Consider the following 26,563-nt stretch of genomic DNA (forward strand, 5'->3'; position numbering starts at 1 on the left):
GCCATGATACAAGCAATCTTTAGCGATATTGATGGGACGTTGTTAAATTCAAAACATCAAATTACGTCCGACACCAAAAATACAATCCAAAAAGTTGTGGGAAGAAATATCCCTTTTGTACTTGTTTCAGCGAGAATGCCAAGCGGCATTTTTCCTCTTCAGCAAGAGCTCAATATTCACGCTCCCGTCATATGTTATAGCGGTGCTCTAATATTGGGCGGCAACAGGGAAATCCTTCATAGCATCTGTTTATCGAAAAAGAGCATTAAACGAATATACGATATTGTAATGGATCATTATCCTTCTATCAGTTTTAACTTGTATGGACATGACCAGTGGATCGTTGGCAACATTCAAAATCCTTGGGTAATTCAGGAAGCGGAAATTATTAATGGCTCCCCCATACAGAGGTTACTCCCCTCATATATAGAAGAAGATCATGATATTCACAAAATTTTATGCATGGGAGATCCCAAAGACATTGAGCGGCTTGTACAACAAATCAATAAAGAAGTTACTGGTATCAGTGTTTATAAATCCAAGGGAACTTATCTGGAAATTATGGATGAGATGGTGTCCAAATCGTATGCCATTCAGGAGCTCGAGGGGATATTTAATATTACTTATCGTGAATCGATGGCCATTGGAGACAACTATAATGACATGGATATGATTTTGTACGCAGGCCTTGGGATTGCAATGGGAAATGCGCCGGAGGAAGTTAAGAAAATTGCCGACAGGGTCACATCGAGCAATGATGAAGACGGTTTGAAAATAGGCTTGGAGGAATACATTTTGTCCGTTTGAAATGATCCAGTGACATTGGATATCCAAACACCAATGATATCAGGATACTAAAACTCTATAATATGATGGCAGTAACTTAACAATGTTTTGTTTTAATTAGGTTAATTAGGCAAGAGCTTTCTCGTTCTGTCCACTGTCATTGTTTACAATGCCTGAATAGTTGGTCGAATTATCATTTTACTCATAGATGTATCATCAGGATCATTTATTGCATTAGCAATAGCTTTGCAATCCGATCAGGATAAATGCTAAGTCTGCAATATGAATTATAATGGTTTATGAGAATATCTGAGTTAATTAAAGATGAAAAGTTTTTGGCAATCGAAAAAAATTCTGGCCTGCCTTATATAAAAGAAAACGACTACGTAGGATAAGTACTCGTTTTCTTTTGATTAAACTCCCTCGATATGTTTTAGTTTCTCACTTCATCTTCAAAAGAATGACTAAAAAGGTATCCAGCGACCTTAGAGATCGTCGGACACCTTTTGCTGTTCTTACGCTTCATTCCTTGATTCAACCTTGCGCTACGAAACGATTAACTTCTTCCAACGACGGCAAGGCTGCAATCGCTCCAACTTTAGTGCACACGATGGCGCCGACTTGATTGGCAAGTGTCACAAATTCCTGCTGCTGCTTCGCGTTGGAGGTAAATGCCTTAGGCTGACTCAGCTGGCTGATTTGATACAGCATTGCTCCGACGAAGGCATCTCCGGCACCAGTAGAGTCGATCGATTTGACAGCGATACTGCCGATTAACGAACGGGAGGCACCACTTGAGATGAGGGTTCCTTCTTTCCCCAAGGTAACCGCCACCGTCTTGGCTCCCAACCCATGCAAAAGATCCAATGAAGCATCGCGGTCAGCCAGCCCTGTAATGATGTTTAATTCCTCTTCGCTTACCTTTACCAAATCCGCATTGTGTATTCCTCTTCTGGACAGTGTGATAAATTCCCCCTGCCTGTCTTTCCAGAGGTCCCCCCGGTAATTGGGATCAAAGGAGGTGAATTGCCCGTTGGCCTTCGCTCCATCCAATAAAGACAAATACGCTTCTCGGAAAGGATCGGCGAGCAAGGCCGTTGCCGATCCAAAATGCAGAATGGCAGCCTGTCGGGTCCATTCTCTATCAATGTCCTGCAGAGACAGTTGACGGTCAGCTCCCCGGTTGAACACGAAATCCCGTTCGCCGTTAGCGGCAAGGGAAACAAAGGCCAGTGTAGTCGGCGTTGACGGATCAAAAAGGAGCATGGACGTATCCACATGCTGCTCATCCAACGTTTGCTTCAGGTACATGCCAAAGGGATCAGCCCCGACTTTCCCCAAGAATGACGCTTTTCCTCCGAGCTTGGCTACGGCTGCGCTTACATTTGCCGGAGCGCCGCCGGCCTGCTTGGAGAAATGCTGACCCTTGGCAAGATTAACATCAATATCCGTGCAGAAAAAATCAATGAGCAACTCGCCCACACAAAGAACCGTTCTGTCATTTTTCACTTTGATTCACCTCTTGGTAGATTTAGTTTAGAACAGGGGTCGAGTCTCGGTATACGATATCCGTTGCAACATGAGTCACTCGGTATGGCATGGTATTGTCTTTGATTCTGGACAATAACATTTCGGCTGAAATAATCCCCATCTGACTACTGTAAATATGCACGGTTGTAAGATGAGGCTCGACAACCCGGGATTCCGATGCATCATCGAACCCGCAGACAGCAATATCTTCCGGGACTCTAATCCCTTTGTTTTTCAAAGATTTGATCACGCTGATGGCAATGAAATCATTGGCGCAAATAAAGACGGAGGGACATTCCCTCAGGGCATACAACTGCTGTTCCATCCAGTTCTCCTCTAGAACGAAGTTGCGGTCAGGCGCTACAATGCTATGGGCAGGATCTACGGCGATTCCTGCTTCTGCTAAGGCCTTATTAAATCCGGTCCAGCGTTCATTAAAACTTTTGCAGTGATTGTAATCGCCTACAAAACCGAAGCTTTCATAGCCATAATCGATTAATTTCCGGGTAACACAGTATGTGCTGTGTTCATTTTCCATTAATACCAGATCCGCCTTCAATTCTGGATACATCATGTCCGCAGCGCAATCAATAAAAATAGTTGGGATGCCAAGATCTGTGATCAGCTTGCTGTATTCCTTGCTGAACATTTCGATGCAGAAGATGCCAGCCACATTCGAAGGTTCAAAATTGCCGGGTAGGGTCATCGAATTGATATCATTCTCACGAACAAAATAAATAGATAAAGTATAGCCCTGTTTGCTGATTTCCTTCTCCAGTCCGCTAATCAACAATGATCCAAAGTGTGAGCTATTAGGAAGATTACAGGTCAAAAGTGCGATATTGCCTTGTTTTTCAGAAGCTGTTTCCATATAAGAAAATTGTTTGTATTTAAGCTCCATTGCTTTTTTGACTACCTTGTCCCTAGTAACGGCGGGAATACTCTCCACTCCATTAAGCGCCTTGGAGGCAGTGTTTCTGGAAATCCCCAAGGCATCAGCGATATCTTGTATCGTAACCTTTGACTTTCTCGTCATATTGTTCACCTTATTCTCCGAATTAAGATTCTTCATATTTCTAAATATATAGTATTTTCATGTTTTTAACAATGCATTTATTCAAATGAACAATAAAAGTTTACGTTTGTTTATTTATATTGTGTATTTTTGATAGTTTTTTGCTAAAAAAATTATAATTATCTTGAAATACGCTTTTTTAATGAATTTTTCACCCGAAATATATTGACTAATTAAATGTACATCTGCTAAATTGTAAGAGCGAGATATGTTCAAATGTAAATTGTAAGCCCATTCATTTTGGGAATGTGTAAAATTCTCGTTCTGTTGGAGGTGTGGATATTACAAGCAAGTATTTGAAAAACATCTTGGTTAATTATGTCAGAGAGATGACATAACATGGCTTATATTTTGTGTCGTATAACAAGCCGTGAACAGTAGGAGGGAAAATATTGGCAAATTCGATCGTTCAAAAAAGGGGACTAAAGGCTTCAGAAACAAAAAAAAGAAACCATTGGTTAAGCTATATGCTTCGAAATTATATATTGTATTTGTTTCTGCTTCCGTCCATAATTCTTACCGTCATTTTCAAGTATGTTCCCATGTACGGCTCGATCATTGCGTTTAAAAATTTCAGCCCAAGAAAAGGCATCCTCGGCAGCGAATGGGTTGGATTTGAACATTTTCAGCGGTTTCTTTCATCACCAAATTTTTATGACATTTTAATGAATACGCTTAAATTAAGCGCTTACGGTCTTATTCTCGGCTTCCCAGTACCAATCATTCTGGCCTTAATGTTAAATCTGGTCAGAGGAGCGAAGTTCAAGAAGAATATTCAGCTTATTGTATACGCACCTAACTTCATCTCGGTTGTTGTTGTTGCCGGTATGCTGTTTGTTTTTCTATCACCAGCTGGAATTGTGAACGCTTTGGTAACAACCTTCACCGGCAAGCCGATTGCTTTTATGACTGATCCTGCCTATTTCCGAACGGTATATATTTTGTCCGGTATATGGCAAACAGCGGGCTGGTCCTCTATCATTTATGTGGCCACCTTAGCCAATGTGGACCCGCAGTTGCATGACGCTGCAACAATTGATGGCGCTTCATTGATGAAGAGAATCTTCCACATTGATCTGCCAGCTCTTAAACCCGTCATGGCCGTCCTGTTCATTCTCGCTGCAGGAGGTATTATGTCGATCGGCTATGAAAAGGCTTACCTAATGCAGACGGCTCTGAACACACCTACCTCGGAAATCATCGCGACTTACGTATACAAGGTGGGGTTGCAATCCGGCGATTATGCTTATTCTACGGCAATCGGGTTGTTCAATTCCGTAATTAATGTATTCCTGTTGATTTTCGTAAATACCGTCGTCAAGAAGCTGAACGAAGGAGAAGGGCTGTATTAAAGAAGGAGGTATTTATGGATATTCATTACACCGGGAAGGACCGGATTCTGCTCATCATCAATTATATTCTACTTGGTTTGTTTGTTCTCGCTATTCTGTTACCGTTGGTTTATGTGGTGCTTTCGTCCTTTTTAACTCCAAATACCCTGATTACCAAAGGGTTTGCCATTACATCATCAGACTGGACACTCACGGGATATGCCAAAATCCTAAGCAACAGTGCCATGATCCGCGGTTTTTTTAATGCTATTTTTTATTCAGCAGCCTTTGCGTTCGCAACCGTATTATTTTCCGTCTTCGCGGCTTATCCGCTTGCGATTGAAGAGTTGGTAGGGAAACGGTCCATTATGATCTTTTTCCTGATAACGATGTTTTTCGGTGGCGGTCTAATTCCTACCTATCTGGTGATTAAGGATTTAGGCATGTTGAATACGGTCTGGGCCATTATTCTGCCCGGCTCGATCAGCGTATTCAATATTATTCTGGCAAAGACTTATTTCCAGGGACTTCCGAAAGAACTGTTCCAGGCGGCGAGTATAGACGGAGCTTCCGAGCTCAGTATTTTCTTTAAAATCGTCCTGCCGCTTTCCAAGCCTATTATTTTTGTTCTAGCTTTATACGCTTTTGTCGGACAGTGGAATTCTTATTTCGACGCCATGATTTATCTGGATGATCCGAAGCTGTTTCCGCTTCAACTGGTACTGCGCTCCATTTTGATACAGAATCAGGTTCAGCCCGGCATGATTGCCGATGCGATGGCACAAGCGGAGCTTAAGAAATTGTCTGAAATGATTAAGTACTCTGCTATTGTCATATCAAGTTTGCCTTTGATTGTCATGTATCCATTCTTCCAGAAGTATTTCGAAAAGGGTGTCATGGTAGGTTCGATCAAATAACAAATCGGGGGAATAGAGATGAAAAAAACATTACTAACCTTGTCTGTGTTGGCACTTTCTACTTCACTGCTTGCCGGATGTGGCGGTTCAGGCAATAATTCTGCGGCATCCGAAGATTACAAGCTGGAAAATGTTACTCTGCCGCTTAAAGAGAAAGTTACTTTGCATTTTATGACTCAAAGCTCGCCGCTGGCACCTTCCGATCCAAATGAAAAGTTGATTTATAAAAGACTGGAAGAAAAAACAGGGGTGCATATCGATTTTACCAACTTCACCTCTGATTCCTTCATTGAAAAAAGAAACCTTGCTGTTGCCAGTGGAGATCTTCCAGATGCCATACTGGATGCCGGATATTCCGATTACGATTTGTTGAATCTCGGAAAGGATGGAACTATTATCCCTTTGGAGGATTTGATTCAAAAATATATGCCGAATCTGCAGAAGGTATTGAAGGAAGCACCTGAGTACAGATCCATGATAACCGCACAGGACGGGCACATTTATGCCTTTCCTTGGATTGAAGAACTGGGTTCTGAGAAGGAGAGCATTCATTCTGTAAACGACATGCCGTGGATCAATGTGGAGTGGCTGAAAAAGCTGGGACTTAAAATGCCAAAAACCACCGAGGATTTAAAAAAAGTTCTGCTCGCATTTAAAAATGGCGACCCTAACGGAAATGGCCAAGCGGATGAAATCCCGCTGTCCTTTATGCTCAATAACGGCAATGAGGACCTGAATTTTCTGTTCGGATCATTTGGTCTTGGGGACAACGGCGATCATACGGTAGTGACCAATGAGGGGAAAGTGGTCTTCACTGCCGATCAGGATGGTTATAAAGAGGGGATTAAATATCTTAATGAGCTGTATAAGCTGAACCTGATCGACGAAGAGTCATTCGAGCAGGATTACAATACGTATCTGGCCAAAGGCCAGAATGAAAAATATGGTCTCTACTTTCAATGGGATAAGGCGAACATCTCAGGAGATAACGATAAATATGAATTGATGAATCCGCTCGCCGGGCCAAGCGGTGAAGTCAATGTGACCCGCACGAACAATCTCGGCTTTGACCGGGGGAGAATGGTGATTACCAGTGACAACAAAAATCTTGAGCTTACGGCAAAATGGATTGACCAACTGTATGATCCTATCCAGTCCGTACAGGACAACTGGGGCACCTACGGCGACAAAACTCAGCAGAACATTTTTGAATACGATGAAGCGAGTCATATGCTGAAGCATCTTCCGCTTAAGGGAACGGCCCCTGTCGAGCTGCGGCAAAAAACGAATATCGGCGGTCCATTGGCAATTCTTGACGAGTATTACGGAAAAGTAACGACCAAGCCCGATGATGCAGTGGGACGGCTTAAGCTCATGAAGGAAAGACTCGTTCCTTATATGAAGGCTGACCATAATTTCCCGAAAGTCTTCTTCTCGCTGGAGGATCAGAAGCAGATCTCCACATTGGAAACCGATTTGTTTGCTTACGTTAACCGCAAGCGGGCGGAATGGATCAAGACGGGTAAAGTGGAAGAAGAATGGGCCGAATATAAAGCCGAGCTGTCCAGACTGGGGCTAGATAAATGGCTGGAAATCAAACAAAAAGGCTATGACAGATATCTTAAAGATCAAGGCTGAAACATTTAAATGGTAGTATCTCAAATTCATTTGCAAACGAGCAAACTCAAATTATTATGTTAAATACCTTATCAACAATCAAAAGGAGAGCGGATACTATGAAAGAATTAAAAAGTAACTATAGTGAAACGTACAGGCCTCAATTTCATTATTCACCGGAGAAAAATTGGATGAACGATCCCAACGGCATGGTTTACTTTGAAGGAGAGTACCACCTGTTCTACCAGCATACCCCCCATGATACGCGACCTGATTTTGGCAACATGCATTGGGGGCATGCGGTAAGCAAGGATCTAGTGCATTGGACTGAGCTTCCACCGGCAATTCCACCTGGGGAGGACGGAGCGATCTTCTCGGGGAGTGCGGTGGTGGATAAGAACAATACCAGCGGATTTTTCGACGAGGAAGGATCAGGATTGGTTGCCATTTATACGAATGAGGGCAACAAGGCTCAGCCTGGAAAGCCGCAGGTGCAAAGCATTGCTTACAGCAAGGATAAGGGTCGAACCTGGACAAAATATGAAGGTAACCCGGTTTTATTTCCAACGGACACGCTAGACTTTCGTGATCCGAAGGTGATTTGGCATGATGAATCATCAATGTGGATCATGGTTCTTGCCGTAAGGGACCGTGTAGAATTTTACACATCTCCAAACCTGAAAGAATGGTCTTTTGCAAGCGAATTCGGTTCCGACATTCCGCATATCCACCGAGGGATATTTGAATGTCCTGATATATTTCGAATCCAAGTGGATGAGGATCTTAATACCACGAAGTGGATTCTGATGCTAAGCGTCGGGGATAGAAATGGTGTGAATCCAGACGATCCGGAACCACCGGCAGGCGGTTCTGGCATGATGTATTTCGTAGGCAGCTTTGACGGTAAGTCGTTCACGCCAGATGAAGCGTTGGAATCTATCGGTACTATCAAATGGGTAGACTATGGATCAGACTTTTACGCGGCCGTGTCCTGGAATGGCATTTCGAACGAAGACGGACGGAAAATTTGGATCGGCTGGATGAATAATTGGCGTTATGCTACCACGCTACCTTCAGAGGAATGGCGTGGCAAGATGTCAATTCCTCGTGAGCTACAGCTTAGAACTTATCCGGAGGGACTTCGCCTAATCCAAGCACCTATAAATGAATTAAGTCAGCTAAGAAAACCGATTTTGTCTCTGCAAGACTTGACGATTAAGCCAGGTATGAACGTGTTGTCTGATATTTCCGCAGCCAAGGCAGAAATTATTGCAGAATTTGAAATCGGTACTGCCGTGGAATTCGGGTTTAAAGTACGGAAGTCCGCCAATCAAGAGACGATCATCGGATATAATATCTCGAATGAGGAATTGTTCGTCGATCGGACGAAGTCGAGCGCCACTGATTTTCATTCCGATTTCACAGCAATACACAAGGCCACTATGAAGCCAGAGCATGAGAGGATACAGTTGAGCATTTATCTGGATTGGTCAAGTGTTGAAGTCTTCGGCAATCATGGAAAAGCAATCATTTCAGACATGATTTTTCCGGACTTCGAAAGTAAGGGTTTAGAACTCTACGCCATTGGTGGAGAACTAAGGGTCGTGTCGCTTCAGATCAATGATCTGGTAAGCATTTGGGGAAATGAGAATGTTTAGACGTTAACTATTGATATCATTCAAATTTTAATTATCTCACGAAGGAACTCATTGAGTAGCGAGTGTCAAATTGATTTTTCAATTTGACACTTTTTTATATTGGATAAGATAATGAGTTTGTGTAAGCTAGATAGCAATAAGGCTGTTAAGACTTAATTGTAGATTCATTTTCGAATGAACCTCTCTCGAGTAAATTGTGTATTCTTCTTATATAGACTTTTGGATACAAGGAGGCAACGTTCCGTGGATTCAATGCAGCATATTATTGGCTCTAATTTGGCTCAAATCAGGAAGACTAGAGGATTAAGTTTGGATAAGGTGGCTGAACTGACAGGGGTCAGCAAAGGGATGCTGGCTCAGATTGAGAAGGGGAAATCCAATCCTACGGTAACAACCCTTTGGAAAATTGCGAACGGTCTGCATGTATCCTTCTCCACCTTTCTCAAAGAAGACCCGCCGCAAATCACGAAGATTCGGAGGGAAGACCTGCATCCGGTTATTGATGAGGATGGTAACTATTTTGTTTACCCTGTATTCCCGTATCACGCTGAAAAGAAGTTTGAGGTGTTCACGGTAAGTCTGAAGCCAGGCTTTACACACCAGGCAGAGAAGCATCTGGGTGAGGAAACGATTCTCATGATCCGTGGGGAGATGTACTTTGAAATGCAGGGGCAACAGCTCAAGCTGAGTGCAGGGGATGCTGTGCAATTTCAAGTATCTGACATACATACCTACCGCAATGATTCGGAAGAGGATGCCGATTTTTATGTATTGATTTATTATGCGGATTAGTGGGATGATTAGCATAGTCTAAAACAGGCTTCCACATCTGGATTTTGCAAAATCCAGAGATATAAAAAGAGAGCAACGAGGAAAAGAGAGGAAAGAACCCATGGAAAGCAAGTACATCCGAGAAACCTACTGCTTCAAGACGTCCCGAGTATTTCCCAACGATATCAACAATCATAACACGCTCTTCGGCGGCCGATTGATGTCGTATATCGACGATATCGCATCTATTGCAGCTGCTAAGCTGTGTCGTACGAACACAGTTACAGCCTCTACGGATTCGGTGGATTTTTTGCTACCTATCCATCCGAGTGATTCTGTCACGCTGGAAGCGTTCGTAACCTGGACAGGCCGTAGCTCGATGGAGGTGTTCGTAAAGGTAATTCGTGAAGGACTGATGACTGGCGACCGAAAAATCGCAGCCACCGCCTTCCTGACCTTTGTGGCATTGGACGAGAATAACCGTAAAGTGACCGTGCCGCAGGTGATTCCAGAAACAGAAGAGCAGTTACAATTGCACCAGACGGCTCCATCACGCGCAGCCATACGGCGTCAGCGGAGGGAAGAAAGCAAGCAGCTGGCTAGTTTTCTGACAACAGATTATCCGTGGGAACTGTAACGTACTAGAGATTATCAATTTCATCGTTTTACGTAAAAAGGAGCCGTCTTTTCCGTTAGCAGTCGCCCATGATCTGCTTGGAATACGGCTCCTTTTGAAAATAACTTGAGCTATTCTACTTTAACTACACGGAAATGCTGATTTGTCCCACCGTTATCGCCCCATTGAATGGCTTTAGCTCCATCGGCGGTGGCGCCTTCAGAAATATCGATCAGCTTGCCGGTTGCCCGATTTTTCAGCTTGTAATAACCACCGGTTACGGATACTAATTGCCAATGCTGACTGGACCAGCCTCCGTCGCTCCACTGCTCAATAACTGTACCGTCTGTTGTCGTACCGCTTTCAACACCAATTAGCTTTCCGCTGTTGCGGTTCATAATTTTATAATATCCGCTGCCTGCATCCTTGAGCTGCCATTGCTGGTTTGCTGTCCCGGAATCTGCACGCTGCTCCAGGTCTGCGCCGTCCGTCGTTGCATTGCCCATAATGCTTAGTGGCTTATTGCTCTTGCGATTCACTAGCTGATAATAGGCATCCGGATCAATGGCAATTGGCGTCGTTATCCCCTCGACCACACCACTGGCGGTGTCAATATTAATGCTGTCGAACCAATCCATGGCTAATGAAGTCGCTGTTGGAAAACGCAGTGGCAACCATACATATTGAGAATCCTGCACAGGACCGCTCCATGCACCCGCCCAACGGTCGCCCAAATACAGGTATGAAGTTGTCTGGGCACCTTCAACAGGAATCACGTAAGCTGACTGTGAACCATATGTCGTACCGTCCCCGAAGTTTATCGTATTACTCCAGGTTCCTTCAATGCTGGATGCGGTAGCATACTTGGCCTGATTGGGATTCCAGCCGGTTGCCCCGGATGTAATCAGGAAGTAGACGTCTCCTTTTTTGAACATCGCCGGAGCTTCACGATATTGTCCAGGCCAAAGTGTAGTCACCAGCGATTCAACTTGCAGAAAATCCGGTGTCAGACGATAAATGTTCAGATCTGCGTTTACTCGGGTAGCCGAAATGAGGTAAGCCGTACCGTTATCGTTGTATACGGTCATATCGCGCGAATCGTAATCCAGAGGACGGAAGCTGCCCTGATACGTGTAATCGCCGTCCACCGTATCGGAAGAGGCGACAGCCACTCGGGCCTCGTTGTAATTAACCCCATTCTCCTTGTGCATCCATAATACGTATTTACGTGTTTTTTCATTATAAATCACTTTCGGACGTTCAATATTCGAAACATTCAGCTCTACGGCGGAGCTGCTGGTCAGTACGTTTTTACGAAACTCCCAGTTTTTTAAATCAGAGGAACGGTAGGCGGATACCGCCTTGAACGTGCCGTTGGGATTACGATTTTCACCAAACCAATAATAGTAACCTTCTACTTTAATCATACCACCCCCATGGGCATGGACCACGTTTCCATCTGTATCTTTAAACTGAATGCCATTCACAACATTCGCTGAAGCGGCTGAAGCGATCTTAGGTGAAAACATCTGAAAAATGCTCAACGTCAGCAAAATAGAGAGCATAATACACAGCAAGCGGGCAAAATCATATTTCATTGTTTCGTCCTCCTCTGTATGTGTTATTTTAAAGCGCTTTCATTAATGGACTCTATGAAGTAGTTTTAATAGAGCTACTTATCCAATTGTATCCATATTGAATTGAAAGTGCTAGAGTAGTATATTGACCATGTACACGGCACACGCCATCCATATCTAACAGACTTCCATCGAACGGTGAGTGTTACAAACTGGCTGATATTCATTAGGTATACAGGAGGCAACCATGAAAATATACGCGATTGATACGAGCAAGCCGGAGGCTGAGGAGCATTACGAATCACTGGTAAATCAGGTTTCGCTGGAAAAGCAGCACAAGTTAGATCGTTTTTTACATCGGGAAGATGCTTTGAGGGGGTTATATGCCGATGTGCTGCTGAGATGGTTGGCCTGCCGGCAATTGAAGGTATCTAATGCCAGTCTTCAATTTACATACAATGCATTCGGTAAGCCTTCCTTGATCAATGCACCCGCATTCCATTTTAATGTTTCTCACTCGGGAAAATGGGTGGTATGCGCTATTGATGATCACCCGCTTGGAATCGACATTGAACAGCTCCGTCCTATTGATTTTAAGGTAGGTAGAGTGTGCTTTTCAGACACAGAGTATGATGCGTTAATGCGTCAGGACGCAGACAGCCGCTTATCATATTTTTACGATCTATGGACGCTTAAGGAAAGCTTTGTGAAGGCCGAGGGGCAGGGACTAACCCTACCGTTGAAGTCTTTTTCATTTGAGCTAAAGGCACAGCCATTCATAGGCTTCACGACAGAGGGCTTTACCACCGAGTATTGTCATTTTAAGCAGTATGAGCTGGATCAGGATTATAAAATGGCTGTCTGTGCAGCTCATGACCAATTTGCCCAGCAGGTGCAGCAGATAGATATAAATACACTACGCTTGGAAGTGGCAACATAGGCGTAATATGAAGTGGATATGCGTATAGTTGAAAAAAGGAGATGAGTGGCGTTGACATTCGTTTTGTTCAAGCACGGCCGGTTGTATGGGGAGTGGACTTCCAAAGGAGACTCTATCGTTGTACAGCATGGACGGATACAGGCCATCGGGTATGCTCGGGAGCTTGAATTACAGTTGTCCGGTAAGGAATATGAAACTGTGGATTGGGAAGACGCCTATGTACTGCCAGGCTTAACCGATTCACATATGCATTTATCTATGCATGGTATGAAGCTGGCTATGCTGGATTTAACATCAGCTACCTCCAAGGAAGAGATGCTGGCTATGCTGCGCAAACGGGTCGCTGTAACACCGTTAGGAGAATGGATTTTAGGACTCAACTGGAATGAAAATGCGTTTATTCCTGTTGAAATACCGGATATAGCCGAGCTGGATGCCATTACAGATCAGCATCCGGTATATCTCACTCGTACGTGCTTTCATACGTTCTTGGCCAATTCAGAGGCATTTCGACGTGCGGGTATTAACGAGGACACCCCTGACCCGGCATCGGGAGCCTATGGGCGAGATGCAGATGGACGGTTGAACGGATTGATTTATGAGGAAGCATCCTTTGCCTTTACTAGCGTGCAGCCAGAGCCGGATTATTCGGTTAAGAAGGATACGATTCGGCGGGCTTGTATGGATGCGCTAAGGCTTGGTTTGACTGCTGCGCACACAGAGGATTTACGTTTTTTGGGCAGCGTGGAGACGATGCAGCGAATTTACAGGGAGCTGAGGGAAGAAGGTCTTGTTTTTCGCACACACCAGCTCATCTATCATCCATTTATGGAGGAAGCGAAAGTGCAAGGGCTGCGTGCAGGTACCGGAAATGAATGGTTTAAAATCGGTGCGATTAAAATGTTTGCCGATGGCGCTATTGGTGGAAGAACGGCATTATTATCCGAACCTTATAGTGATGCTCCACATACCTGTGGAATGGCGATCCAACCGCAGCCAGAGCTGAATCAGATGGTGGCTGCGGTCAGAGCAGCAGGCTATCCGGTGGCTGTGCATGCCATAGGGGATGGGGCGGCGCACATGATTTTGACAGCGATGGAGGCTCATGCGCTCACGGGGGAAAGCGGTTTGCCAGACCGCCTGATCCATGGACAGGTACTTAGGGGTGATTTGGTCAAGAGAATGGCGAAGCTGCCGCTGATCGCGGACATCCAGCCCCGTTTTGTCGCAAGTGACTTCCCTTGGGTACTGGATCGGGTGGGGAAAGAACGGGCTGAATATTTATATGCCTGGAAAAAGCTACTGGAAGCAGGCATTCCATGTGCTGGAGGTAGTGACGCACCGATTGAGCCGTTAAACCCTTTTCTTGGTATTCATGCGGCAGTGACTCGTGCCAAGCCGGAAGAAATGCATGAGGGCTATCTTCCCGCTGAAAAGCTGGATGTACATGAAGCCATTCATTTGTTTACCACGGGAAGCGCAGTAGCAGCCGGTGAGGCTGATGAAAGAGGGACGATAGCTGAAGGGAAAGCCGCTGACTTTACAGTCATTGACCGTGATGTATCGGAAAGTCCGCAAGCTTTACTTGATGTTAAGGTACGAATGACAATTGTAAACGGGAAAGTTGCATATCGGTCATAGGCTTGTGATAAGTATGTATGCCAAAAGCCTTCAACTTCACTTTTCATGTGAGGTTGAAGGCTTTATATTTTATAAACCACGCTGTATAAATCGGTCTGCGTTTTTTACACTGGACCACAGATCAGAGCTTGCTCCGCCCGGATACCAGTAGGCGAAGCCAGCAAACCCAGCATCCTGTCCCAAGCGATACTTACGAGTGAAGGATCGTCCTTCCTCGAGCCACAGCTTATGAAGCTGCGTGTCTTTGTAAGACACGGTATACTGCTGAATATCCTCATTCCAGATTGGTTTGGAGCCGGAACGAGATACTAGCTGGTTTTGCTGATCTAATGAAATATCAGAGGAAGCGATTGACTTTCCGCTAGCGTTAAGCGTCCAGTTCCGTGTAAATAATGGCAACGCCAAGATCGCTTTCTCCGGATGGGTGGTTTGTACAAAACGCCGCACGCTTTCACGGAGCCATGGCAGTGAGGACACAGAGCCGGGGATCGAGCTACCTCCCCAATGCTCGTCATATCCCATCAGGATCAGATAGTCTGCCGCAGCGCCAAGCTGTTTATAATCAAAGGCGGCAGTCCAGTCCGTTCCGTAATCAGGAGATACACAAATCGCCAGTACCGTATTCTGACTCTTCAACTTAGCTTTTAATTGTTGGACGAACAATGTTAAATTGGCACGATCTTGACCATCTACATTTTCAAAATCAATGACAAGCCCGTTCAAACCGTACACAGATACGGCATTAGCAAGCTGAGTTATGGTTGTATTTCGTAGAACCTCACTGGACAGAATTTGGTGCGTCAGTGCCAGGTTGGAACGGTTGCCTACCATCGCCCAGATATTTTTATGATGCTGTTTGGACCAGGCAAGCAGCGACGAATTGGTATAATCGCTGATAATACCTGTTTCATTTAGAAAAAACCAACGTGGTGATAGGGTGTTGATGTTGGATTGGAGCACCGTATTTTCAAACTGCTGAACGGTTTGATCATATTGCCAGCCTATTCGGATGGAAGAAGCGGTGGAAGCAGTATGGTTAGCATGCTTTGTTGAATACGTTAGCAGTCGTTCCAGCACTACTGCTGTTTCTTCACGGGTCAGAGAGGATGCAGGACGGAAATAGTTACTTTCACCTTTCATAAAGCCGTAACGATTTACGGTGGTTACCGCATCAAGGGCCCAATCTGCAATTTCGCCAGTATCTGTGAAGGAGGAAGTAGCATCTCCTGATCCGCCCGAAGAGCGGATGAGACGTGCGATCATTAAGGCCGCTTCTTGACGGGTTATGGGACTATTAGGTTGGAATGTAGCGGACGTTCCCCCCTGAACGATATTGAGTTGAGAAGCCGCTTCAATCCATCCATAGTACCACGTCTTTTTGGCAACATCTCGGTAGGAGGAAACGGCCGCTTGTACAGGCTCCAGACCGAGTGTACGGTCCAGTGCGGTAACCCATTCGGCTCTGGTAACAGCCTTTTTAGGAGAGAAGTAACCAGGTTGTGTACCGTTCAAAATTCCTTTAGCGTGCAGGGAAATAATAGACTGATAGGCATAGCTGTGTGCAATATCTTGGAACGTAGCGCCGGATGCTGCTGCTGGAGCAGCTAAGTATGAAGTGAATGTTGTGAATATTGTGATGGCTGCAGTTGCTGAAAGCGTGAGCCTGGTTAACCAACGTGATCGTTTGGAACTCATACCAAATAACCTTCTTTTTTATGATAGATTGTAGACTCATATATCGTTACTCGACGAATAATACTATCAAAAAGAGGAAAGTTATTCATTGCTAAATTGCTGGAAAAATACCAAAAAACCCGCCACCTATGCGGCAACGGGTTTGATATTGGATAAACTATGCTTTTTTGGCATACATAATACCGATGGTCTGTGGACCACAATGACTGGAAATGACACAGCCTGCTGTAGTTAGCAGTACCTCTTGTGCGTTCGTTTCTTCTTTCAAGCGAGCTTGCAGCATCAGCGCATCTTCCTCGGCCAAAGCGTGCACGACAATAATGATATCGTTATCCATCTGATCTCGTTGATTCAGTGCATTTTGCAGCATCTGATCCAAAGCTTTTTCACGTTTGCCGCGGACTTTGTAGGCAGGTGCCATTTTTCCGTCAATCACTTTGATCACCGGACGAATTTTGAGCAGACTGCCGATCAGGTTTTGCATGCCTGAACATCTTCCGCCTTTATACAGGTATTCAAGTGTATCAATGACAAATTCCGTGTCTATGAGCGGCCTGGTTTTCGTCAACATGTCTACAATCTGCTCTATCGTATTGCCGTTGGCTGCCGCACGAGCAGCTTTCATCACAAGCAGGCCAAAGCCGCACGATAAATTCAAGGAATCAAAAACCGTAACGCGACCTTCCGGAAATTCAGAGGCAGCGAGTAGCGCATTCTGGTACGTCGATGATAGCTCGGAAGACAGACTGATATATAAAATGTCGTCCCCTTGTTCTATGTAGGGCGCAAAGGCTTGAATAAAATCCGACGGAGAAGGTGCGGCGGTACGCGGTAAATGTCCCTCGCGGCTTACACGTTGAAATAATTGTTCCGGGTGAATGTTCACCCCATCCTGCAATGCCTCATCACCAAATACTGTATACAATGGCACAATGCTAATCTCGTACTGTTGACGCCAGTAAGCAGGAACATCACTGGTACTGTCGGCAAAAATTTTAATTTTGTTCATACATTGAATCCTCTCTGTGTGATGCAGAAAAATTATAAAGATTGCACGGAGGAAGGATAGATATCCGCTGTGCTATTCGGAACGGAAAGACCGATGGCAAGAAGAGCAATAAAGCCCACAATAATAAGTGCATTAATGATTAAGCCTATAATAGCAAAGGTTTTCTTACGGTTTTTTAACGCAATTCCAATGATACCGACCACAAGTCCGCTACAATTCAGCAACAGGCTGCCTAAAAAAATAAAAGGAAGCAATACCGTTCCGGTTTGCTGTAGAGCGACTTCCGGGTTCAACGTTTGGTATTGGCTGAAATGAGCCAGCAGATTAATGACCATGATAGCCAGAATAATATATCCGATCAGGCTGACAAGCGACATAATAAAAGAAGCAATTCCGGGACCGGAATGTTTGAGCTTGACCGGAGGCTGAAACACAGGAGCTTCTGAAAAAACAGGGTGCTCCTCAGACGCAGCAGGTTTTTGCAAATTAGGATCTTGGTAACTCATTTTTTCCACTCCTTGAACATAGTCCGAACAGGTACTAATTTTCCACAAAATAAACAAAAAAGCAAGCCATCCTACACATTACCCTTCAAAAGACAGGGTCTAATCATCCAATTCTGTATGCGGTCTGTTCACACACGCTGGCTGGTAAACTTCATACGGTTTCGATAAAATAAGAAGAACATTCGGCTAAAAGGATGAGATGAAAAGGAGTACACAAACATGCAACGAAAATGGATATTTGTGGGATCCATAATGATGATGTTGGCGGTAGCCATTGGAGCGTTCGGGGCACATATTGTGAAAGCCCGGATCGACGCGGATGCTTTGGCCGTGTATGAAACAGGTGTGAAATATCATATGATTCACGCTGTCGGTTTGCTGATCATTGCGTTGGCTGCCGGACAGTGGGGTCCTTCCAACCGTTTAAGATGGGCAGCGCGTCTGTTATTGACAGGTATCATTTTGTTTTCTGGTAGCTTGTATGTGCTAAGTTTGACCGGAATCCGTGTGCTGGGGGCTATTACCCCTCTAGGAGGCGTGTGTTTTATTGCAGGATGGATATTGCTGGCATGGGCTGCCATGGGTCTGAAGAAAGAGGATTAGAGTTCTTTTCGGATAATGCAAAAAAAGAGAATGGACAAGAAAGACGTCATGTTTTTCCTGACCGTTCTCTTTTTTCATGCTTCGTTTTTTTATGAAATATTTACATTTACGATGTGATTTCATCGATCTCATTCATTTTAAAGGAGTACACTTGCTTCTCATCTACATGATACACACTCAGCAGGCTATTATCATGATCCAGGTTGAGGATGCGGCAAGGAATGCTGCGCTGTCCGCCATAGCGGTTCACGATTAACCGTACAAGCGTGTTATCTTGAATATAGCGTTTGATCCATTCATACGTACTAAGGTCTTGTTGAATTGCAGGCTTTGGCTGTACGTGGGATTGTTTGATCTCTTGAACGACTGGTGGCTTGTTCGTAATTGCGGCTGATTTCTTTTTAGAGAATTTTTCCGCGAGCGTAGCGGCTGCATTAGATGGGTTATTCACGGCCGACTGTTTTTTTAGGTACAGTGCAGCTTCAATTAAATTGCCAAGTTCGATACCGGATTGAATCCGGCTATCCGCAATTTGTTCATTTTGGCTCAAGAGATTAAGCAGGAACTGAAGGGCCTCTACGTTCGAACGACCTTTAACTAATACATCTACATTAAATAAATAACTGGTTTCGTCTTGATTTGATTCCTTTTTCATACATCCTCCAGCCCAAGCCATGGGTAATTAGTCTTTTATAGTACCTATCAATATATCATTAAAACGTAATCTATCATAGTGCCTAAGGCCCTGTTGTTGGATATTAACAAAAATAAAATCTATATAAAGCCCTATGCGTAAAATTTTCTCAGATAAGCAAAGCCAGAGTTACATATACAGAGAATAAAGGAGGTAGGGGGTGAAATCAAGTAGTTTAAATTTTAAATATATTACAATGGAAAAATATAACGAAGAAGTATCATCCATCCAGAAGAAAAGTAAAATCCCCCTTATTGAAAGGGGGATTGGCATATCAAAAAAATGATATATTATAGTAAGCGCAATTAAAGCAATTTTATTTTCGATCAAAAGGGGATTCGTTGTGATCGAATAAAGTAGTCATGTTCGACTGCCCAACTCACAAGACCACTCCAGAAATCTTCACAGGCTGAAATGATCTTCGCTGGTTCAGCTAAATCTCCAGACATGACCAGCTTAACGATATGATCAAATCCTTCTGGACGACTTGGTAGTTCTAGGGCCTCCGGTAGAACCATTGAACCCGTTGAGAAAAGCTTCTGATTGTGCAACCCAACTAACATAGCCCCATATTGGGCAAACTGCATTCCCAAGTAAGGCAAGTAGGTATGAGGGCCATTTACACGGACATTTCTAAGCTTTCCTATAAACTCATACATCTCACCTACAAGCACTTCGTTGATGGCATGCCTGAAATCTTCCTTTGTTGGGGATTCGGCCGCTTCCTTTAATACTCTCACTTCGAGAAATGTTGACAGGTCCATTCATGTCCATTAGTGACCTCCCTCTGTTTCCTAGGGTCAAAGTGACTTTTCCAATTTACGGATTCGCCATTCAGCGCGGGTTTAATTTCACTTGCGAGCCCTTGCCGCCCGTCTGGATTCCAGTTTCCTTCACTCCGGCTTCCTTCAGATCGACTAGTAGCCGCTCTAGTACCGCTTTGGCGACGGGGGCTTCTTTTGCTCCAGACGCTTTAACGACCAACTGCACCGGTTTGCCGGAACGCAGATGTTTGTCTGCCTGACGCAGCTTCGTGTCGTAATCATGCTCCTCAATATGAGCAGTGAAGCGAAGCTCCTTGACCTTTTCTTTGCCGCTGTTTCTTGCGGCTCGGCCGACATTTTTGCTTGCTGCGGTTTCTTTTTGCGCCAGCGCTTTTCCTTTGCCTTTTGCGACCAAGCTACAGGGCGGTGGGCTGCTCATGAGTGAGGTACATACCAGGTCCACCCCTTGGGATCGGGCCATAGCCAAGGCTTCTGACTTGGAGACAACGCCGAGCTTTTCTCCCGCGAGTCCAGTGAGTACCACTTCGTCAGCTTTAATTTGCTCGTTGATTAATACTGCCACGTAAATGTAGCCTCCCTTAAACAATGATAAAGCTATCATATACGGAACCTGTTTGCGATTCAATTTTAGATTTATCCGTATTGACAAAAGTCACTAACCCCTATAATCTTTTACTGATAATGATTATCATTTTCCAATGCAATATACATACAGGGGTGATTGAGAGAAATGAAAAAGATGTTGAATAGCCTATTATTATTTGTGGTTTTTACTATTGTATTGGCGGGCTGCGGTGCAGCTGGGGATAGCTCGAAGACGGAAGGTACTGCAGGGTCTGAGCAGACATCCACAACGGCTGGTCCGGTTACGGTTAAGGACGACCACGGGGAAGTCAAACTGGACAAGCCAGCGGAACGTGTCGTGGTACTCGAATGGACGTTTACCGAGGACCTCATTGCACTTGGCGTACAGCCGGTCGGCAATGCAGACAATGAAAACTACAAGCTGTGGGTAACACCGGAGGCGAAGCTGGCTGATACCGTAACTGATATCGGCACACGGGGCGAACCGAATCTAGAAGCGATTGCGGCGCTCAAGCCGGATCTTATTATCTCTAACGCCGATAACAATGCAGCGATCTATGCGCAGCTTAAAGGAATTGCACCAACGATAGAATTCGATCCTTACACGGGGAACGGCTATGATTACGACCGTATGGTTGAAATCTTTAAGCAAGTGGCTGTAGCTACTGGTAAAACGGAACAGGCTGATAAGGTCCTAAGCGAACTTGACCAGCACTATGTAGATGCAAAGGCTACATTGGAGAAGGCGGGCAAAGCAGACTTTCACTATGCGCTGACACAGGCCTTTACAGCTCAAAATGCTGCCAGTCTACGAATGTTCAAAGAAAATTCGGTTGTAGTGGGAACGCTTGCGAAAATCGGCATGGTGAACGACTGGAAGTCGGACAAGACTGAGAAATACGGGTTTAGCACCGTTGGCATTGAAGCTCTTCCAGCTGTACAGGACAGCAATTTTATCTATATTACACAAAAGACGGACGATGTATTTGGAGCCGCGATGAAGAACAACTCGGTATGGAACGGACTGAACTTTGTCAAAGAAAAACGGACCTATCCGCTGGACGGTACAACATGGACATTCGGTGGTCCTATCTCATCCAAAGTACTGGTTGATCAAGTAGTTGGAGCTCTGACGAAATGACCCGAACAGACACAACGGGTTTATCGAAGACTTGGCGTGTAGGAAGCATCTTTGGGGGCGGATTGATCGTCCTCATCGTGCTTTTTTTTGTAAGCTTGTGTTATGGAGAGGCTTCAATCCCGCTGCATACAGTAATTGAGGCGTTGACCCAGCGTCAGAATACGCTTGATCATAACATGGTGTGGGATCTCCGAATGCCGCGTACGGTCATCGGAATCCTAGCAGGTGGTGCGCTGGCCATCGCCGGTGCTCTGCTCCAGGCCATCACCAAAAATCCGCTGGCGGCTTCTGATACACTAGGAATTAACGCTGGTGCCTACTTTGTGGTCGTCCTTGGCGCGGTGATGTTTCCCGGATTGCTGCATCAGGCGCCGTTTCTATTTGCCGCTGTCGGCGGCCTGCTTGCAGCGGTACTCGCTTACTTCATGGGCGGGGGACGAGCTGGAAGTCCGATTCGCTTGGCGCTTGCCGGCTTGATTGTATCCATGGTTCTCGGTTCGTTTACCGGAGCTTTGCATATCTTTTATTCATTTGAAACCCAGGGATTGTTTCTCTGGGGTTCTGGCTCGCTTGTGCAAAACGACTGGAGCGGGACAACTTACGCCTGGCCCTGGGTCGTAGGACTCTCGGTCATTGCCGTTCTGCTGTCAAGGCAGTTTGATGTCCTGGATCTGGATGAGTCCACATCCACGTCGCTCGGACAAAAGGTTAGCTTGACCCGGGCGGTGGGAATTGTATTGGCTGTCCTGCTATCGACCATTACAGTCAGCGTCATTGGACCCATTGGTTTTGTGGGTTTGGTAGCTCCGCATTTGGTGCGCTTAAGCGGTCTAAAAATGCATCGTTGGGTGCTGCCCGGTTCCTTCCTCTGGGGGGCATTGCTGTTAACGGGCGCTGACGTGCTGGCGAAAATGGTCCACCAATCAAGCATGGATCTGCCGACCGGAGCAATGATGGCCTTGATCGGTGCTCCTTGGTTAATTTGGCTGATTCTGTGGAAAATGAAGCTGCCTTCTGGTATTAGCGGGCAGTCTTCCATGAACATAGGTGTGCGCTCTCGGAAATTACCGTATGGCAGGCTGGTCACGTTGTTTGGATGCGGTGCCGTGCTGTTGACTGTATTCAGCCTGATGTTTGGAGGGATGCGAATTCCTGTCGGCGATCTATTGTCCGGCCTGTTCGGCGGTGAGAACGCAAATTCGGCCTTGCTGCAGTTTAGAATTCCGCGCACGCTGGTGGCAGCCGGGGCTGGTATCGCTCTTGCGGTCAGCGGTGTCTTGATCCAATTAGCCGTTCGTAATCCCTTAGCGGATGCCTCGATCATTGGTGTTTCTTCAGGGGCTGGCTTTGGTGCGCTTGCAGTGATTATCGTTTGGCCTGGGCTACCTGTTTATATGCTGCCCATCGCGGCGATTGCCGGAGCGACGGTGTCGGCGGCGGTGATCTTCTTTTTATCATGGAACAAGCACCTAAACCCGTCTGTGGTCATCCTACTTGGGATTGCTGTATCAGCGATCGGAGCAGCCGGCATTCAGGTACTGATTATCCAAGGCTCGCTTTGGGGCAGCACAGGCTATATTTGGCTGACGGGTAGTACCTACGCTCGAAACTGGGGACAGGTGGCGACGATTCTGGCCTTTCTGCTCGTGTTGTTGCCAATAGCCTGGTGGCTAGCTCGCCGCTTCGATCTTTTGGTGTTTGACGATAGCAGCGCTATGGGACTGGGACTTCCGGTGCGCCGCACCCGGCTGCTGGCCATGGCAGTGGGTGTGCTGCTGGCGGGTGGAGCGGTAGCCTGTGTGGGGACAATTGGCTTCATCGGGCTGATTGCTCCGCATATCGTGCGTACGTTGATTGGGCACCATGTACGCCGCTCCATTGTTCTGTCGAGCCTCTTGGGAGCAGTAATGCTGGTGCTGGCTGATACGATTGGCCGGACAGTGCTTGCGCCGACCGAAATTCCTTCCGGATTGCTGATCGCACTGATCGGTGCACCGTATTTCCTATACTTGATGTATCGCTCCAATAAGAGTAAGTCAGTGTAGTTGAATATGTACTTGAACAGGCTGCTTCCCAGCGGAATTTTCCGTGGGGAAGCAGCCTTTATTATTTATTTTTCTACGTGATCATTGGACTTATATTTACAAATCTAATAAAATAGATATAATGTTTTATATGGAACCGTCACTGATTTATAAAGCATTGTCAAACGAAACTCGTCGTCTAATTATGCTGTGGTTAAAAAAACCAGAAGAGTTTTTTGATGAACAGGCTTATCTAAAGCAAGGGCTTAATTTTCAAATTGGTGTATGTGTGGGAGATATTCAGGCTAAATCGGGACTTGCGCAGTCTGTGATTTCAAGTTATTTATTAACGATGCAAAAATCCGGTTTGTTAGAGTCTGAGCGTATTGGGAAGTGGACGTACTATCGTCGGAATGAAAAAACAATCCGGGAATTTGCCGAGTACGTTCAAAAGGAACTATAAACTGAAAGGAGGTTTTTTTTTACATAACATATCTACAAATCTATATATATAATTAAATTGGAGGCTTATACTTAAAATGAAAAAGGTTAACCCGTTACTTATTATCATTCTGGCTTTAGGCGTATTCGGCATTATTACAACGGAAATGGGGATTATAGGCGTTCTCCCTCAAGTAACCCAAAAATTCAATGTATCAGCTGCCCAGGCTGGTTGGCTCGTCAGTATTTTTTCTTTAGTTGTTGCCATTTCAGGTCCGTTCTTGACCTTACTCGTTTCCGGCATGAATCGTAAAGTCATTCTATTAACCGCTGTATTCAGTTTTGTCATTTCTAATATTGTCTATGCCTATACCACTCATTTTGAGGTCATGCTCATTTTTCGTGTTCTTCCTGCTATTTTTCATCCTGTCTTTTTTTCGGTCGCTCTCGTGACTGCATCTCATCTTGTCCCCCCTGAAAAGAGTAGTAAAGCCGTCACCAAGGTTTTCGCTGGAATTACAGTAGGATTTGCGTTTGGCGTGCCTTTGACTTCCTATCTTGCTGAAAAGATATCGTTAGAAGCTGCTTTCTTGTTTGGAGCTGTCGTAAGCATGATTGCATTTGTGGGAATACTCGTATGGCTTCCTTCCCTGCCCGTTCAGGAAAAGATGTCTTATGGCAAACAGTTTGGTATATTACGTAAACCTCAATTGTGGTTCAACATTGTGACTGTTATTTTTATCTTTGCAGCTATGTTTTCGGTGTATAGCTACTTTGCCGAATATCTTGGAGAAGTAACTCTTATGAACGGGTCATGGATCAGTATGATGTTGATGGTCTTTGGAATCGTCATGATTTTTGGAAACTTTTTATTTGGAGGATTATTACATAAAAATCTGACCAAGACCGTCATCATGTTCCCATTGCTATATATGGTCATTTACGTATTCACTTATGCTCTGGGAGCTTCTTTCCTACCGATGATTGTGGTTGTACTCATTTGGGGGGCCGTGCATTCCGGGGGGCTAATTATTAGTCAAACATGGTTAACCACTGAAGCGAAAGAAGCTCCAGAGTTTGGTAATAGTCTGTTTGTCTCATTTTCTAATCTGGGTATTACGATAGGGGCTGCTATGGGCGGGTGGTTTATCTCTCACTTGGGAATACACCAGCTCATCTGGAGCGGATTGATGTTTGCACTGCTAGCGTTTTTATCTATGATTATAAAAATAAAATTGTTCAATTCGAATGCAACGGAAGTCAACGTGCGTTAAAATATGGAGAGATATTAGGAGAGTACTCTAGAAGATGATGACCATAAAATGATGCATGGGGTGATGTTGATTGCATTTCGTATGGACTTCGATCTTAATGACATTCGTAATCGTTATCGGGATTTTGGCGTTGCTCATCTGGGGAGTGATATCCTTAATTAAGCGTTTTCGCTAATCGCAATGAAGGGGTAGGCATCTCTATGTACAGGTGTAACCTTGCATCAATACGTTCAAATTCTCAATTATAACGGGCATACTCAGCGATCAGTAGAGCTTTTAAATGAGGAGATTTTAGATTTGGAAGGTACAGGGTACCGGATTATACATGCTGAACCTTATATTCAGATGGCGGAAACACTTCTTCATCAGAGCAATCCTGTATTAGCTCATGAATATCTCCAGAAGGCATACTTGATTGGAAGTGCAAGAGCATTTCGGGACCAGCCCAAGCTTTATCAAGAAATGGCGAAAAGTAAATCTCTGGATGAACAGGATATACTACTTCAATTTGCGGCGTTGGATGTGAACGCCAAACTTCTAAGCGATTTAGAGGATAATCAATAACCAATGTAATGGTCCTATACAGTCCTAGACAAAATGCCGATTTGGATACGTACAGACAATGGGCTTATCAATTGTTTATGAGGAGGACGATTGCATTGAAATTAAAAGAAGTGCTCTTAGGCACACACAGTTTCGAAGCGATGAAAGCTTTTTACGGCTCTCTCCTGGATTTGCAGGTTGTAGAGGAGGGGCCTTCGCGGTTGTCGTTTCAAGTAGGGGAATCGGTTCTTGCCTTTCAGGAATCCTCCCACATAGAAAATGAGTTTTACCATATTGCCTTTACGATTCCAACAAATAAATTCATAGAGGCAAAACAGTGGGCCATCGACCGTGGGATTTCATTGATTTCAAAACCCCAAGAAGAAGATGAGTTTTTTTTCGAAAACTGGAATGCAACAGCGCTTTATTTCTATGATCCAGATCATAACCTCGTTGAATTCATTGCCCACCATACACTCGATAATGCAGTCGCTGAAGCTTTCGGACCCAACTCTATACTTCGTATAAGCGAGATTGGTCTTCCGGTCGATGATGTTCCAGAGGTATCTAGAATAATTACCGAAACGTTCCAACTTAATTCATGGGGAGGGGCTGGACAGAAATTCGCGCCGCTAGGGGATGTAGAAGGATCATTTATAGTCATAGACAAGCAACGGCCTTGGTTTCCTGATGATAGGCTTCCGACCGTGTGCAGCATCAGTGTCTTGTTTGAAGGTCCACACTCTGCTAGTCTTTCACTGCATAATGGTTTGTATGAATTGAGATCAGACGGATAGTGCTTCC

Annotated in this window: 24 protein-coding genes and 1 pseudogene; 16 read left to right on the forward strand and 9 right to left on the reverse strand. The window is 44.9% G+C overall.

The window, feature by feature from the left end:
* Nucleotides 1–3: 3 nt before the first annotated feature.
* Entirely contained in the window at nucleotides 4–807 is an 804-nt protein-coding gene (locus ACL9RM_RS20100; RefSeq protein ID WP_250267915.1) for a Cof-type HAD-IIB family hydrolase, read from the forward strand.
* 513 nt (nucleotides 808–1,320) lie between these two features.
* Here the strand turns inward: ACL9RM_RS20100 and ACL9RM_RS20105 are convergent.
* The gene (locus ACL9RM_RS20105; protein WP_069291553.1) at nucleotides 1,321–2,295 is read right to left on the reverse strand and encodes a carbohydrate kinase family protein; all 975 of its coding nucleotides are present in this window, start codon (nucleotides 2,293–2,295) and stop codon (nucleotides 1,321–1,323) included.
* A 22-nt stretch (nucleotides 2,296–2,317) separates the two neighbouring features.
* Complete coding sequence (locus ACL9RM_RS20110; RefSeq protein WP_250267916.1) at nucleotides 2,318–3,352, reverse strand: LacI family DNA-binding transcriptional regulator; 1,035 nt, start codon at nucleotides 3,350–3,352, stop codon at nucleotides 2,318–2,320.
* A gap of 506 nt (nucleotides 3,353–3,858) precedes the next feature.
* Between ACL9RM_RS20110 and ACL9RM_RS20115 the strand changes: the two genes are divergently transcribed.
* The 6 genes from ACL9RM_RS20115 to ACL9RM_RS20140 all read left to right on the forward strand — a co-directional run bounded on the left by ACL9RM_RS20115 (nucleotide 3,859) and on the right by ACL9RM_RS20140 (nucleotide 10,322).
* A complete protein-coding gene (locus tag ACL9RM_RS20115) occupies nucleotides 3,859–4,743 on the forward strand; it encodes an ABC transporter permease (protein ID WP_230584986.1) in 885 nt (294 codons plus the stop codon).
* Nucleotides 4,744–4,757: 14 nt separating this feature from the next.
* The gene (locus tag ACL9RM_RS20120; RefSeq protein ID WP_013309484.1) at nucleotides 4,758–5,639 is read left to right on the forward strand and encodes a carbohydrate ABC transporter permease; all 882 of its coding nucleotides are present in this window, start codon (nucleotides 4,758–4,760) and stop codon (nucleotides 5,637–5,639) included.
* Between the two features lie 18 nt (nucleotides 5,640–5,657).
* Entirely contained in the window at nucleotides 5,658–7,277 is a 1,620-nt protein-coding gene (locus ACL9RM_RS20125; protein WP_061831436.1) for an ABC transporter substrate-binding protein, read from the forward strand.
* A 98-nt stretch (nucleotides 7,278–7,375) separates the two neighbouring features.
* A complete protein-coding gene (locus ACL9RM_RS20130; RefSeq protein ID WP_414126450.1) occupies nucleotides 7,376–8,914 on the forward strand; it encodes a glycoside hydrolase family 32 protein in 1,539 nt (512 codons plus the stop codon).
* A gap of 243 nt (nucleotides 8,915–9,157) precedes the next feature.
* Nucleotides 9,158–9,706, forward strand: coding sequence for a helix-turn-helix domain-containing protein (locus tag ACL9RM_RS20135; RefSeq protein ID WP_039269838.1), 549 nt, complete (start codon nucleotides 9,158–9,160; stop codon nucleotides 9,704–9,706).
* A gap of 100 nt (nucleotides 9,707–9,806) precedes the next feature.
* Nucleotides 9,807–10,322 carry an acyl-CoA thioesterase gene (locus ACL9RM_RS20140; RefSeq protein WP_013309488.1) on the forward strand — a complete coding sequence of 172 codons (516 nt, stop codon included), beginning with the start codon at nucleotides 9,807–9,809 and terminating at the stop codon, nucleotides 10,320–10,322.
* A gap of 110 nt (nucleotides 10,323–10,432) precedes the next feature.
* Here ACL9RM_RS20140 and ACL9RM_RS20145 read toward each other — a convergent pair whose 3' ends face one another.
* Nucleotides 10,433–11,899: an RICIN domain-containing protein gene (locus ACL9RM_RS20145; RefSeq protein ID WP_414126451.1), complete on the reverse strand. Its 1,467-nt coding sequence runs from the start codon at nucleotides 11,897–11,899 to the stop codon at nucleotides 10,433–10,435.
* A 226-nt stretch (nucleotides 11,900–12,125) separates the two neighbouring features.
* Between ACL9RM_RS20145 and ACL9RM_RS20150 the strand changes: the two genes are divergently transcribed.
* The gene (locus tag ACL9RM_RS20150) at nucleotides 12,126–12,818 is read left to right on the forward strand and encodes a 4'-phosphopantetheinyl transferase family protein (protein ID WP_254349326.1); all 693 of its coding nucleotides are present in this window, start codon (nucleotides 12,126–12,128) and stop codon (nucleotides 12,816–12,818) included.
* A gap of 51 nt (nucleotides 12,819–12,869) precedes the next feature.
* Nucleotides 12,870–14,459 carry an amidohydrolase gene (locus tag ACL9RM_RS20155; RefSeq protein ID WP_414126452.1) on the forward strand — a complete coding sequence of 530 codons (1,590 nt, stop codon included), beginning with the start codon at nucleotides 12,870–12,872 and terminating at the stop codon, nucleotides 14,457–14,459.
* 69 nt (nucleotides 14,460–14,528) lie between these two features.
* On the opposite strand, the gene ACL9RM_RS20160 is transcribed toward ACL9RM_RS20155, so the two are convergent.
* The 3 genes from ACL9RM_RS20160 to ACL9RM_RS20170 form a co-directional block, all read right to left on the reverse strand.
* Nucleotides 14,529–16,154 (reverse strand): S-layer homology domain-containing protein, encoded by a 1,626-nt coding sequence (locus ACL9RM_RS20160; protein WP_414126453.1) that lies wholly within the window; start codon nucleotides 16,152–16,154, stop codon nucleotides 14,529–14,531.
* A 157-nt stretch (nucleotides 16,155–16,311) separates the two neighbouring features.
* Nucleotides 16,312–17,163 (reverse strand): DegV family protein, encoded by an 852-nt coding sequence (locus ACL9RM_RS20165; RefSeq protein ID WP_250267919.1) that lies wholly within the window; start codon nucleotides 17,161–17,163, stop codon nucleotides 16,312–16,314.
* 32 nt (nucleotides 17,164–17,195) lie between these two features.
* Nucleotides 17,196–17,669, reverse strand: coding sequence for a hypothetical protein (locus ACL9RM_RS20170; protein ID WP_039269848.1), 474 nt, complete (start codon nucleotides 17,667–17,669; stop codon nucleotides 17,196–17,198).
* A gap of 219 nt (nucleotides 17,670–17,888) precedes the next feature.
* Between ACL9RM_RS20170 and ACL9RM_RS20175 the strand changes: the two genes are divergently transcribed.
* On the forward strand, nucleotides 17,889–18,272 hold the full coding sequence (locus tag ACL9RM_RS20175; protein ID WP_025723972.1) for a DUF423 domain-containing protein: 384 nt from the start codon (nucleotides 17,889–17,891) through the stop codon (nucleotides 18,270–18,272).
* Between the two features lie 106 nt (nucleotides 18,273–18,378).
* Here the strand turns inward: ACL9RM_RS20175 and ACL9RM_RS20180 are convergent, their stop codons facing one another.
* The 3 genes and pseudogenes from ACL9RM_RS20180 to infC form a co-directional block, all read right to left on the reverse strand.
* Entirely contained in the window at nucleotides 18,379–18,927 is a 549-nt protein-coding gene (locus ACL9RM_RS20180; protein WP_250267920.1) for a hypothetical protein, read from the reverse strand.
* A gap of 365 nt (nucleotides 18,928–19,292) precedes the next feature.
* Nucleotides 19,293–19,697, reverse strand: a pseudogene (locus tag ACL9RM_RS20185) (kanamycin nucleotidyltransferase C-terminal domain-containing protein); the annotation flags it as partial.
* 103 nt (nucleotides 19,698–19,800) lie between these two features.
* Nucleotides 19,801–20,313 (reverse strand): translation initiation factor IF-3, encoded by a 513-nt coding sequence (gene infC / locus ACL9RM_RS20190; RefSeq protein ID WP_069291562.1) that lies wholly within the window; start codon nucleotides 20,311–20,313, stop codon nucleotides 19,801–19,803.
* Nucleotides 20,314–20,481: 168 nt separating this feature from the next.
* Between infC and ACL9RM_RS20195 the strand changes: the two genes are divergently transcribed.
* From ACL9RM_RS20195 to ACL9RM_RS20220, 6 genes are all read left to right on the forward strand, one after another.
* Complete coding sequence (locus ACL9RM_RS20195) at nucleotides 20,482–21,477, forward strand: ABC transporter substrate-binding protein (protein ID WP_250267921.1); 996 nt, start codon at nucleotides 20,482–20,484, stop codon at nucleotides 21,475–21,477.
* Nucleotides 21,474–23,522 (forward strand): iron ABC transporter permease, encoded by a 2,049-nt coding sequence (locus ACL9RM_RS20200; RefSeq protein ID WP_250267922.1) that lies wholly within the window; start codon nucleotides 21,474–21,476, stop codon nucleotides 23,520–23,522. Before ACL9RM_RS20195 ends, ACL9RM_RS20200 begins: the two co-directional genes overlap by 4 nt.
* A 130-nt stretch (nucleotides 23,523–23,652) precedes the next feature.
* Complete coding sequence (locus ACL9RM_RS20205) at nucleotides 23,653–23,964, forward strand: ArsR/SmtB family transcription factor (protein ID WP_061831898.1); 312 nt, start codon at nucleotides 23,653–23,655, stop codon at nucleotides 23,962–23,964.
* 76 nt (nucleotides 23,965–24,040) lie between these two features.
* Nucleotides 24,041–25,216, forward strand: coding sequence for an MFS transporter (locus ACL9RM_RS20210; RefSeq protein ID WP_250267923.1), 1,176 nt, complete (start codon nucleotides 24,041–24,043; stop codon nucleotides 25,214–25,216).
* Between the two features lie 297 nt (nucleotides 25,217–25,513).
* Nucleotides 25,514–25,780 (forward strand): hypothetical protein, encoded by a 267-nt coding sequence (locus ACL9RM_RS20215; protein ID WP_414126454.1) that lies wholly within the window; start codon nucleotides 25,514–25,516, stop codon nucleotides 25,778–25,780.
* Nucleotides 25,781–25,875: 95 nt separating this feature from the next.
* The gene (locus tag ACL9RM_RS20220) at nucleotides 25,876–26,556 is read left to right on the forward strand and encodes a VOC family protein (protein ID WP_250267925.1); all 681 of its coding nucleotides are present in this window, start codon (nucleotides 25,876–25,878) and stop codon (nucleotides 26,554–26,556) included.
* Nucleotides 26,557–26,563: the final 7 nt, after the last annotated feature.

Source organism: Paenibacillus sp. S29 (assembly GCF_049319765.1).
GTDB lineage: Bacteria > Bacillota > Bacilli > Paenibacillales > Paenibacillaceae > Paenibacillus > Paenibacillus polymyxa_B.